Below are 12,029 nucleotides of genomic sequence, written 5' to 3' on the forward strand. Positions count from 1 at the left end.
ACCCGGTTCCGCTCGGAGTGTGGGCAATTCGACGGGCCGCTTGCCGGACCTGGAGAATGCCGTAGGGTCCGGTGCGGTCGTGCCGGTTGCTCCGGGTTGTCGTTGTTTCAGATGGTGCGCCGTCCTTACGGGCGGTGCCCCGGCCGGGGTGCCGCAGCGCGCCGGAAGGACTTTGGCCGCAGCGCCTCGGCGCGGCGGCCGCGTGTGGTTGAGGGGCGGGTCGGTGCAGGCCCGGCCCGTGCGGATGGGCGCTGCGGTCGGTGATCGCGTCGCCAAGGGGCGCGGCAGCGGCCTGGAAGGAGCTTTGACAATGACCGATGGCGGCCACGTCCCGGGCGAGGGACTGCCGGAGCACCTGCACGCCGGGCCCGACCCGCTCGGCGGACCGGAGGGCGTCGCGGGCGTTGCACCCCTGCAGGGCGTCGCGACGGACGGCGGGGTGATCCCCAACCCGGCGGCGCCGGTCGGCGGCCTGCCCGGCGCGGGTGTCATCCCGCCGGAGGGCCAGCCGAGCTACGCCGTTCCCGGCATGCCGTCCCCGGCCGTCCCGGGCGACGGCTGGACCGTCGACCAGGGCGCCGCGCGCCCGGCCTTCCACTTCGTCGACCAGCCGGACGGGCTGGACGACGAGGACGACGTGCTGCTGATGCCCGGCCCGCAGGGCTCCTGGGGTGCCGAGCAGGCGCCGTTCGCGCCGCAGCCGGACGGCACCCCGCTCGAGCCGTCCTGGCCGCCGGTGGACCCGCCGGTGCTCGGCGCCGAGTACCCCCAGCAGTCGCCCGTCCAGGCCGTCCCGATGCAGCCGCAGGCCCAGCAGCCCATGACGCAGGCTCAGCAGCCGCGCCGCCCGCTGCACGCCGGCCCGCCCATCCCGGACCCGTCGCTGATGACCGGCCAGGTGCCGGTCCGTTCGCTGGCCGACCGCGGCCCGTCGCAGGGCGGCACGCCCGCGCACGGCATCCCGGTCGTCGGCCGGCCGCCGATGGGTGAGGCCGTCGCGCCGGTCCCGGGTGCCGTGCCCCAGGACGTGCCGCAGGCCGTTCCGATGGCGCCCGCCGCGCCGATGCCCCCGATGGCTTTGACGGTCGAGGGGGTGCAGGACGTCCAGCAGGCGCCGCAGGGTCAGGGCTTCCAGCAGGTGCCGCTGGCCGCGCAGCCGATCGAGGGCCTGATGACCGTCGAGACGGTCGGGGCGATCGAGGTGGTCGAGGTCGTCGAGATGCCGGAGGCCGGCCAGGCCGTACCGACGCCCGAGGCCGCTCAGGCGGCGCCGGTCCCGGAGGCCGCGCAGGCCCAGGCCGTCGTGGCCGAGGGCGTTGCCCAGCGGGTGGCCGAGGCCGTTGTGGTCGAGACCGCCGCGGTGGAGACCGTTGCCGTCGAGGCCGTCGCCGTCGAGGCCGTCGCCGTCGAGGCCGTTGCCGTTGAGGGTGGCGCCGCCGAGGCCGCCGTGGCCGAGGGTGCCGCCGAGGCCGTCGCGACCGCCGAGCAGACCGAGGCCGCCGCCCCGGCCGGCCAGCCGCGTCGGATCTCCGCCTTCCTCGCCGCGCCGACCCCGCACGGCCTGCCCAAGGTCGAGGCCGCCCAGCAGGCCCCGGTGGCAAGGGAAGCGGCGCAGCAGCAGCCCGCTCCCATAGCGGCCGCCGACGCGCCGCAGGCCGTCGAGGCGGTTCAGGAGGCCCCGGTGGCCCAGGAGGCCGGGCAGCCCGCCGAGGCCGCGCCGCAGGCCGTCGCCGAGCCGGTCGCGGAGACCGCCGCCGGTACCGGTGAGATGCCCTCCGGCCAGGCCGTCGAGCAGCCCGCCGAGCAGCCTGCCGTCGAGGGCGAGCAGCCGCAGCCGGAGGCCGTCCAGGCCGAGCAGCCCGCCGGGGCCCCGGCCGAGCTGGCCGCCGAGCAGCCGGAGCAGGTCGTCGAGGCCACCGCTGAGCCCGTGGCCGAGCAGGCCGTCGAGCAGCCCGCCGAGGCCGGGGTGGCGCAGGCCGCCGAAGCCGTCGTGCCGGAGGCGGAGCAGCAGCCGGCCGCCGAAGCCGTCGTGCCGGAGGCGGAGCAGCAGCCGGCCGCCGAGCAGCCCGTCGAGCAGCCGGTCGCCGAGCAGCCCGTCGAGCAGCCGGTCGCCGAGACCGCCGAGGCCCCGGCCGCCGAGGAGCCGCAGGCCGAGCAGGTCGCGGAGCAGGCCGGGCAGCCCGCCGAAGCCGCGCCCGAGGCCGCCCCGGAGGAGGCCTCGGCCGTCGAGCCGACCGCGGAGCAGCCCGCCGCCGAGACGGCCGAGCAGCCGGTCTTCGAGCAGGCCGTCGAGCAGCCCGCCGAGGCCGAGGCGGCGCAGGCCGCCGAAGCCGTCGTGCCGGAGGCGGAGCAGCAGCCCGAGGGCCAGCCCGAGCAGCCCGCCGAGGACCCGCGGGCCGTCGAGCCCGCCGAGCCGCGCGGCCCGGCCGCCCCCGGGTACGACGAGGCCGGCCGCGGCGCCGTCCACCAGGTGATCCGCGAGCGCCGCGACATCCGCAACGGCTTCCGCCCGGACCCGATCCCCCACGAGGTGCTGATCCGCGTCCTGGAGGCCGCCCACACCGCGCCCAGCGTCGGCTACTCGCAGCCCTGGGACTTCGTGGTGATCCGCTCGGCGAAGACCCGCAAGCGGATGCACGCCCTGGCGGAGCGTCAGCGCGAGGCGTACGCGGACTCGCTGCCCAAGGGCCGAGCCAAGCAGTTCCGCGAGATCAAGATCGAGGCCATCCTCGACACCCCGGTCAACATCGTGGTGACTGCCGACCGCACCCGCGGCGGCCGGCACACCCTGGGCCGGCACACCCAGCCGCAGATGGCCCCGTACTCGGCTGCCCTGGCCGTCGAGAACCTCTGGCTGGCCGCCCGCGCCGAGGGCCTGGGCGTCGGCTGGGTGAGCTTCTTCGACGACGAGCAGCTGGTCCGCGAACTCGGCCTGCCCGAGCACCTGGAGGTCGTCGCCTACCTGTGCGTCGGCTTCGTCGACTCCTTCCCGGACGAGCCCGAGCTGGAGCAGCAGGGCTGGGCCAAGAAGCGCCCGCTGTCCTGGGTGGTCCACGAGGAGCAGTACGGCAACCGCGCGCTTCCCGGCGAGGAACCGCAGAGCCTGCTCGCCGACACCCTGCGCGGCATCCGCCCGCTGGACGCCAAGGCGCTCGGCGAGGCCTGGGACCGGCAGAAGCGGATGACCAAGCCGGCCGGCTCGCTCGGCATGCTGGAGATCATCTCCGCCCAGCTGTGCGGCCTGTCCCGCAAGTGCCCGCCGCCGATCCCGGAGCCCGCCTGCGTGGCGATCTTCGCGGGCGACCACGGCGTGCACGCCCAGGGCGTCAGCCCGTGGCCGCAGGAGGTGACCGCCCAGATGGTCGGCAACTTCCTGGCCGGGGGAGCGGTGATCAACTCCTTCGCCAAGCAGATCGGCACCGAGGTCTGCGTGGTGGACGTCGGCGTCGCCGCCGAGCTGCCGGACGCCCTCCAGCAGGGCCGCGCCACCGGCCTGCTGCCGCGCAAGGTCCGCCCCGGCACGGGCGACATGACCCAGGGCCCGGCGATGACCCGCGAGGAGGTCCTGCAGGCGATCGAGGTCGGCATCGAGACCGCCCGCGACCTGGTCGCGGCGGGCAACAAGGCCCTGGTCACCGGTGACATGGGCATCGCCAACACCACCGCCTCGGCCGCCCTGATCTCGGTCTTCACCGGCCTCGACCCGGCCGAGGTCACCGGCCGCGGCACCGGCATCGACGACGAGACCCACTCGCACAAGATCGAGGTCATCCGCGCCGCGCTGGCCCTGCACCAGCCCGACCCGAACGACCCGATCGGCGTCCTCGCGGCCGTCGGCGGCCTGGAGCACGCGGCCATCGCCGGTTTCCTGCTGGGCGCCGCCTCGCTGCGCACCCCGGTGGTGCTGGACGGTGTCATCGCCGGTTCGGCGGCGCTGGCCGCCAAGGCCATCGCGCCCGAGGTGCTGGCGGCCTGCATCGCCGGCCACCGCTCCGCCGAGCCCGGCCACCAGGCCGCGCTGGCGAAGCTGGGCCTGCGTCCGCTGATCGACCTCGACCTGCGGCTCGGCGAGGGCACCGGTGCCCTGCTGGCACTGCCGCTGGTGCAGAGTGCGGCCCGCGCGATGCACGATGTAGCCACCTTCGACTCCGCCGGGGTCACCGAGAAGGCCTGACGTACTCCGTCACCGCTCCGCGGACCGGCCCGAGGGCGCGCCGGCCCGCGGAGCGGCGTATCTCCGTACCGTCCCCGACACCCTCACCCCCGATCAGGAGCACCGCCGATGAGCGCGCCCACCCCGCACCCGAGCACCGAGGGCCGTACCCCCTACCCCGTCGGCCTGCTGCTGGCCGGCCGCCGCGTCGTCGTGGTCGGCGGCGGCCAGGTCGCGCAGCGGCGGCTGCCGGCCCTGATCGCCTCCGGCGCCGAGCTGCACCTGATATCCCCGGCCACCACCCCGGCCGTCCAGGCCATGGCCGACGCGGGCGAGCTGACCTGGCACGCCCGCCCGTACCGGGACGGTGACCTGGCCGGCACCTGGTACGCGCTGGTCGCCACCGACGACCCGGCGGTCAACGCGGCGGTCAGCGCCGAGGCCGAGCGCGAGCGGGTGTTCTGCTCCCGCAGCGACGACGCCTCCGCCGCCACCGCCTGGACCCCGGCCAGCGGCCGCGACGCGGGCGCCACCGTCGCCGTCCTCACCGGCGACCCGCGCCACTCCGCCGCCCTGCGCGACACCATCGTCGGCGGCCTGCGGGACGGCTCGTTGGCCTCCCGCCAGTACCGCTCGCACGGCGCCGGCGTGGCCCTGGTCGGCGGCGGCCCCGGCGACCCGGACCTGATCACGGTGCGCGGCCGCCGGCTGCTCGCCGACGCCGACGTGGTGGTCGCCGACCGCCTCGCCCCGCGCGAGCTGCTCGCCGAGCTGCCCGAGGACGTCGAGGTGATCGACGCATCGAAGATCCCGTACGGCCGCCAGATGGCCCAGGAGGCGATCAACCGGGCGCTGATCGAGCACGCCAAGGCCGGCAAGTTCGTGGTCCGGCTCAAGGGCGGCGATCCGTACGTCTTCGGCCGCGGTGGCGAGGAGCTGCTGGCCTGCGCCGAGGCGGGCATCCCGGTCACCGTGGTGCCCGGGATCTCCAGCTCGATCAGCGTCCCGGAGACGGCCGGAATCCCGGTCACCCACCGCGGGCTGACCCAGGAGTTCACCGTGATCTCCGGCCACGTCGGCCCGGACGATCCGCGCTCGGTCACCAACTGGCCGGCCGTCGCGGGGATGAGTGGCACCCTGGTGCTGCTGATGGCCGTCGACAAGATCGGCGCGATCGCCGCCAGGTTGGTCGAGCACGGCCGCCCGGCCGACACCCCGGTCGCGATCGTCCAGGAGGGCACCACCGCCGCCCAGCGCCGGGTGGACGCCACCCTGGGCACCGTCGCCGCGGTGGTCGAGGCCCAGGGGGTCAAGCCCCCGGCGGTGATCGTCGTCGGCGACGTGGTGAACGTCCTCGCCGCCGCCTTCCAGCGCTAGGACGCTTACGGGCGGTTCGCGGAGTGGGAAGTCGGCCGGTCCGACTTCCTACTCCAGCGGCTGCTCCGTCCAGATGACCTTCCCGGTCGCGGTGTAGCGCGTCCCCCAGCGGTCCGCGAACTGCGCGACCAGGAACAGCCCGCGCCCGCCCTCGTCCTCGGTCGCCGCGTACCGCAGGTGCGGCGAGGTGCTGCTGCCGTCCGACACCTCGCAGATCAGCGCCCGGTCGCGCAGCAGCCGCACCTTGATCGGCTCGGAGCCGTACCGGATCGCGTTGGTCACCAACTCGCTCAGGATCAGCTCGGTGACGAACGCGGCCTCGTCCAGCCCCCAGTCCGCCAGCCGCGCCGCCACCTGCGCCCGGACCGTCCGCACCGCCGCCGGGTCGGAGGGCACGTGCCACTCCGCCACCTGGTCCGGCGCCAGCACCCTGGTCCGCGCCACCAGCAGCGCGATGTCGTCCTGCGGGTGCGTCGGCAGCATCGCCCCGAGCACGTCCGCGCAGGTCTGCTCCGGCGTGCGTGGCGGCCCGCTGAGCGCCGTCCGCAGCAGCTCCAGCCCCTCGTCGATGTCCCGCTCGCGGTCCTCCACCAGCCCGTCGGTGTACAGCACCAGCCGACTGCCCTCGGCGAGCTCCAGCTCGACGGTCTCGAACGGCAGCGCCGCCAGCCCCAACGGCGGTCCGGTCGGCAGCTCCGGGAACACCACGTGGCCCTGCGGGTCCACCACGGCCGGCGGCGGGTGCCCGGCGCTGGCCAGCGCGCAACGCCGCGACACCGGGTCGTAGATCGCGTACAGGCACGTCGCCCCGGCCAGCCCCGAACTCTCGCTGAAGGCCGCCTCGTCCTGGTCGATCCGGTTCACCAGCTCGTCCAGGTGCCCCAGCAGCTCGTCCGGCGGCAGGTCCAGGGTCGAGAAGTTGTGGATCGCGGTGCGCAGCCGTCCCATCGTCGCCGCCGCGTGCAGCCCGTGACCCACCACGTCGCCGACCACCAGCGCCACCCGGGCGCCCGGCAGCGGGATCACGTCGAACCAGTCCCCGCCCACCCCGGCCTGGGCCGACAGGTAGCGGTGCGCCACCTCCAGCGCGTTCTGGGCCGGCAGACTGCGCGGCAGCAGGCTGTGCTGCAGGGTCACCGCCATCGCGTGCTCGCGGGTGTAGCGGCGGGCGTTGTCGATGCACACCGCCGCGTGCGCCACCAGCTCCTCGGCCAGCGCCAGGTCCTCCGGCTCGAACGGTTCCGGCCGCTCCGACCGCCAGAACCGGGCCACCCCCAGCAGCACGCCGCGCGCCCGCAGCGGCACCCGCACCAGCGAGTGCACCCCGTACGCCAGGATCTGCGCCGAGCGCTCGGGGTCCTGCTCGCGCCACTTCTGGGACTCGGGCAGGTTCGGCTCACGGTCGGCCTCCCCGCTGTGCAGCGCCCCGGCCAGCGGGGTGGCGGGTACCACGTCCCAGGTGGTGCCCACCGGGTAGAACGGCGCGTCGGTGCTGATCCCGGCGATGGCCGCGCGCCGCATCCGGCCGAGAGAGGCGCCCGGCGGGGGCTCCTCGCCGGCCGGCACCTGCTCCGCGAGGTCCACCGTGACGAAGTCCGCGAACCGGGGCACCGCGACCTGCGCCAGCTCCTCGGCCGTCCTGGTCACGTCCAGCGAGCTGCCCACCGTCAGCCCGGCGTCGTACAGCAACCGCAGCCGCCGCTGCGCGCCCTCGGCCCGGCCGGTCAGCGCCAGCAGCTCGGTGGAGTCCCGCAACGTGGCGACGCAGCCGGGCGGGCGGCCGGCCTGGTCGATCAGCCGTACGTTCACCGCGAGCAGCCGCTCCCCGGCCAGCACCACCTCGTCGGTCACCTGGCGGTTGGCGGTCAGCAGCTCCAGCGGGGCGGGCTCCAGGCCCAGCCCGGTCACCGGGCGGCCCTCGGCGTCCGGCGGCAGGTCGAGCAGCCGGCGCGCCTCGTCGTTGCAGAGCAGCAGCTGCCCGTCCCCGCCGACGATCATGACGCCCTCACGGACCGCGTGCAGCACCGCCGCGTGGTGCTCGTACAGCCTGGTCATCTCGACCGGGCCCAGCCCGTGCGTCTGCCGGCGCAGCCGTCGACTGACCAGCGCCGTGCCCAGGGTGGCCAGCCCGATCGCGCCCGCCGCCGCGCCCAGGACCACCGGCAGCTGGCGCTCGCTCGCGGTGGAGACGTTGCTCAGGGTGACGCCCGCCGAGACCAGCCCGACCACCGAGCCGCCCGGCGCGTACACCGGGACCACCGTCTGGACCAGCGGGCCCAGCGTGCCGGTGAGCTGCTCGGTCACCACCTGGCCGTGCAGCGCGGGCTCGTAGGTGCCGATGAACTTCTGACCGATCCGGGTCGGGTCGGGGTGGGTGTAGCGGATGCCCTGGTTGTTCAGCACCACGATGAAGTCCACGCCCGAGGCGACCCGCGCGGACTGCGCCTTCGGCTGCAGGACCGCGGTGGGGTCGGGGGAGCGCAGCGCGGCCACCATGCCCGGCGAGTTGGCGAAGGCCTGCGCGACCGCCACCGACCGGTTGGTGGCCTCGCGCTCGGCGTCGTTGTGCGACTGCACCACCAGCGCCACCGCCGCCCCCGCAACGAGCAGCAGCACGATCAGGATCTGCAGAGCGAACACCTGCCCGGCCACCGACCGGTGTCGGACCGGTCGCGACCGCTTCGCGCGTGGCAGCTGTTGCCGACCGTGTGGGCGCCCACCGGAGGAGCCGGCGTCGCCGGTGGCACCAGAGGCCGACGGAGCCCAGGATCGGCCCGGATTTCGGGCCATACGGTCATATTTACATTCCGAGTAGCCTGCGACCACCCCCGTCCCTTCGGCCGTTTGGCCTTCCCCGCCCCGGCTTGGCAAGATCGCAGGGTGTCCGAACCCAGCACCATCACCGACCCCGCCGACCCCCGCCTCGCCGACTACACCGGCCTCACCGACGTCGAACTGCGCCGCCGCCGCGAACCCGCCGAGGGCCTGTTCATCGCCGAGGGGGAGAAGGTCATCCGCCGCGCCCTCGCGGCCGGCTACCGGATGCGGTCGATGCTGCTCACCGCCAAGTGGCTGGACGTGATGGCCGACGTCATCGCCGAGGCCGACGCCCCCGTCCACGTGGTCGAACCCGCCCTCGCCGAGGCCGTCACCGGCTACCACGTCCACCGCGGCGCCCTCGCCTCGATGGAGCGCAAGCCCCTCCCGGACGCGGCCGACCTGCTCGCCGGGGCCCGCCGGGTCGCCGTCCTGGAAGGCCTGGTCGACCACACCAACCTCGGCGCCATCTTCCGCAGCGCCGCTGCCCTCGGTATGGACGCCGTCCTGCTCTCACCCGACTGCGCCGACCCGCTCTACCGCCGCGCCGTTAAGGTCTCCATGGGCGCCGTCTTCGCCGTCCCCTACGCCCGCCTGGACCCCTGGCCCGCCGCCCTCGGCACCGTCCGCGACGCCGGCTTCACCCTCCTCGCCCTCACCCCCGCCGACACGGCCGTCGACCTCGCCGGCCTCGCCCCCCACACCCTCCCCAAAACGGCCCTCATGCTCGGCGCCGAGGGTGACGGCCTCACCCCCCACGCCATCGCCGCCGCCGACCACCCCGTCCGCATCCCCATGGCCCACGGCATCGACTCCCTCAACGTAGGCGCCGCAGCCGCCGTGGCCTTCTACGCCGTCACCACCCCCTGACCCCCTCCGTCGCGCAGTTCCCGCCGCACACACCGGCCGGACCCCGCGCAGGAAGTCGGCTCGCATCCCCGGGCCTGGCCCTGCGCGTGGGAAGTCGGCCGGGCCGACTTCCCACTCCCCGCCTCAGCCCGCCGGAGCCGTGGGCGGCGCAGGAGCGGCCGCCGGGGGCGGGGTGGTGAGGCCGGTGCCGCCGGAGGCGCCTGCGCCGGGCCAGGATTCGTCGAGGGTGCCGTCGGCGCGGACGGCGTAGCGGGTGGAGCTGACCGCGCCGGTGGCGGCCACGCGCTCCTCGCGGACGACCGCGCTGCCGTCCAGGCGCCAGGTGGCCGAGGCCTGCGGGTCGGCCGTCGAGGTGCGGGAGGTGGTGGCGACCGGGTTGTCCCCGGCGAAGGTGTAGAGGTGGACGAGGTCGACCGGCGCCGACCCCTCGGCCCGCCGCAGCACGACGACTGCGGCCGGCTGCCCCTTGTACCGGGCTGGCAGCACCGCGCTCAGCGCGACCTGCGGCCCGGACCCGGCCGAGTGCCCGTCCTTCAGGGTGATCACGGCCCCTCCCGGCCCGTCGGGGTAGCTGCGGTTCGGCCAGTTCACCACCGGGCCCGGCCCCTGGGCTGGCGACAACGCCCCGTCCGTCGCACCGCTGCGGGCCGCCGCCGGCAGCGGCGTCGCCGAGGACTGCGGAGTGACGTCCACCGAGACCCCGGGCACCGCCTGCTCGCCTCCGCGGCCACCGCGGGGATCCGCCGTCGCCGTCTGTCCGACCAGCGGCCGCGCCCCCTGGTTGCTGCGGTTCTCGCACCCCTGGGCCACCGCGATGGCCAGCGCGACACCGATCGTCACGGTGACGAAGACCACCAGCCGCTGCCGCAGCAGCCGCTGCCGCGCCGTGCCGGATCGCCCGCCGGGAGCCGGGGTGTGCTGCCGGTCCCGGGGCCGGGGACGCCCGGGCGGCGGCGTCTGCGGGCGGTCCCGCAGTGGACGGGTGACCGGCGTCGCCTCGGGCTGCGGGGGCGGAGCAGCCGGGCGCCGCGCTGACCCCCCCGCCGGCCCGGCGGGGCCACCGGGCCGACCGGCCGCCGCTCTGGCCCGTGCCGGAGCGACCGGTTCGGGCGAACGCCCCGGGGCGGGAACCCCCTGCCGGGGGGCTTCCGGTGCGGGGACCTGCGGCGGAGCCGCCGGAGCTGCCCGTCGTGCCCCGCGTGCACCGCCACCGGCGGCCCCCATCGCCGCGCCGCGCGCCGCCAGTTCGCTGAGCCGCTCGTGCAGCGCGGCAGCGCCCGGCCGTTCGGCGGGCTCCTTGGCCAGGCAGGCCCGGATCAGCGGGGCGAGCTGCGGGGGGACGGCCGACAGGTCGGGCTCCTCGTGGACGACCCGGTACAGCATCACCTCGGAGGAGGCCCCCGACCCGAACGGTGTGTCCCCGGTGAGCGCGTACGCCAGTGTCGCCCCGAAGGCGAAGACGTCCGTGGCCGGGGTGACGGCCACGCCGCGGACCTGCTCGGGCGCGAGGAAGCCGGGGGAGCCGACCGCCGTGCCGACGTGGGTGAGGGTGCTGGCGCCGCGCGACCACGCGATGCCGAAGTCGATGATCCGCGGGCCGCGCGGCGAGAGCAGGATGTTGGACGGCTTGAGGTCCCGGTGGACGACCCCGGCCTCGTGCACCTTGACCAGCCCGTCGGCCAGCGCCGCCCCGATCCGGGCGGCTTCGGGCCAGCTCAGCGGCCCCTCGTCGCCGACCCGCTTGTAGAGCGAGGGCCCGGGGACGTAAGCGGTGGCCAGCCAGGGCCGGTCGGCCTCGATGTCCGAGCCGACGACGCGGGCGGTGCAGCCGCCACGGATCCGGGAGGCTGCGGCGATCTCGCGGGCGAAGCGGGTGCGGAACTCCTGGTCCTCGGCGAGTTCGGCGCGGATCAGCTTGAGCGCGACGCGCTGCCCGCGGCGGTCGGAGCCGAGGTAGACCACGCCCATGCCGCCGGCGCCCAGTCGGCGGTGCAGGCGGTACGGCCCGACGATGCGGGGGTCCTCACGCCTCAGCCGCATCATCGCCATGTCTCGTTCCCCGTCAGCCCGTGGGTGAGGCCCCGTCGGTTGGGGCATCGTCAGTTCCTGTCTGGCACAGCTTACGGACTGCCCGCTGCGGTGTGCTGATACGCAACACCTCAAGCCACCGTGCGATTGTCGGATCTTGCGGTGAGCTGCAGGTCACAGAGGCGCCGAATCGTTTCTCGGGGTTACCCCTCAGGGTTCCCCCGGGGGCGGGGTGCGGCCTGTCTCCCCCTCCGGTAGTACGCCTTGAGTCGGAGCGTCATCCTCCGGGATGCCCGAGGAACAGTACGACGGCATGACGCCCGGAAGGCCCCCCGACCAATAGCGTTGTGCTCAGCGGTGGACGGGGAGCTCGTCCCCCGAGGTAAGCCGTTCACCGCGCCAACTCGATCGGATCAGGAGCAGGGCCATGGCATCGCAGCAGACGGGCACCACCACCCGCCGCCGTCGGTCGGCCTTCACCCAGTCCCAGTCCGCCGAGCAGCCCTCCCGGCACCCCGCCGTCGCGCTGGCCATGGCCCTGCCGTGCGCCGTGCTCCTGGTGCTGCTGTTCGGCGGGTGGGACCAGATGGCCAACCAGGCCGAGGCCCTGGTCGACCTGATCGGCCGCTGAGGGAGGAACACCAGAACGGGCACTGGTCCCCTGGGGACGGGGAACAGTGCCGCCGGGGCGCTCACCGGGAACCCGGCCGCGGCGAGCGTATCGGAGATCGAGCGCCTGGTGCGTGAGGTGGTGTTGGTCAGCAGCACGTACGGCACGCCGTCG

At 75.5% G+C, this 12,029-nt stretch carries 5 protein-coding genes and 1 pseudogene; 4 read left to right on the top strand and 2 right to left on the bottom strand.

Going from position 1 to position 12,029, the window contains the following annotated elements:
- The first annotated feature begins 310 nt into the window (after positions 1–310).
- A complete protein-coding gene (cobT, locus tag ACWC9T_RS28530) occupies positions 311–4,174 on the top strand; it encodes a nicotinate-nucleotide--dimethylbenzimidazole phosphoribosyltransferase (protein WP_449823915.1) in 3,864 nt (1,287 codons plus the stop codon).
- Positions 4,175–4,282: 108 nt separating this feature from the next.
- Positions 4,283–5,530, top strand: a complete 1,248-nt coding sequence (gene cobA, locus ACWC9T_RS28535; RefSeq protein ID WP_449823916.1) for a uroporphyrinogen-III C-methyltransferase — start codon at positions 4,283–4,285, stop codon at positions 5,528–5,530.
- 48 nt (positions 5,531–5,578) lie between these two features.
- Here the strand turns inward: cobA and ACWC9T_RS28540 are convergent, their stop codons facing one another.
- Positions 5,579–8,320, bottom strand: coding sequence for a SpoIIE family protein phosphatase (locus ACWC9T_RS28540; RefSeq protein ID WP_449823917.1), 2,742 nt, complete (start codon positions 8,318–8,320; stop codon positions 5,579–5,581).
- A 90-nt stretch (positions 8,321–8,410) separates the two neighbouring features.
- On the opposite strand from ACWC9T_RS28540, the gene ACWC9T_RS28545 reads away from it, so the two are divergent.
- A complete protein-coding gene (locus ACWC9T_RS28545; protein ID WP_449823918.1) occupies positions 8,411–9,217 on the top strand; it encodes a TrmH family RNA methyltransferase in 807 nt (268 codons plus the stop codon).
- Positions 9,218–10,009: 792 nt separating this feature from the next.
- Here ACWC9T_RS28545 and ACWC9T_RS28550 read toward each other — a convergent pair.
- A pseudogene (locus ACWC9T_RS28550) lies at positions 10,010–11,266 on the bottom strand (serine/threonine-protein kinase); the annotation flags it as partial.
- A gap of 406 nt (positions 11,267–11,672) precedes the next feature.
- On the opposite strand from ACWC9T_RS28550, the gene ACWC9T_RS28555 reads away from it, so the two are divergent.
- Positions 11,673–11,876 (top strand): hypothetical protein, encoded by a 204-nt coding sequence (locus tag ACWC9T_RS28555; RefSeq protein WP_449823919.1) that lies wholly within the window; start codon positions 11,673–11,675, stop codon positions 11,874–11,876.
- Positions 11,877–12,029 lie beyond the last annotated feature (153 nt).

This window comes from Kitasatospora sp. NPDC001159, from assembly GCF_053598235.1.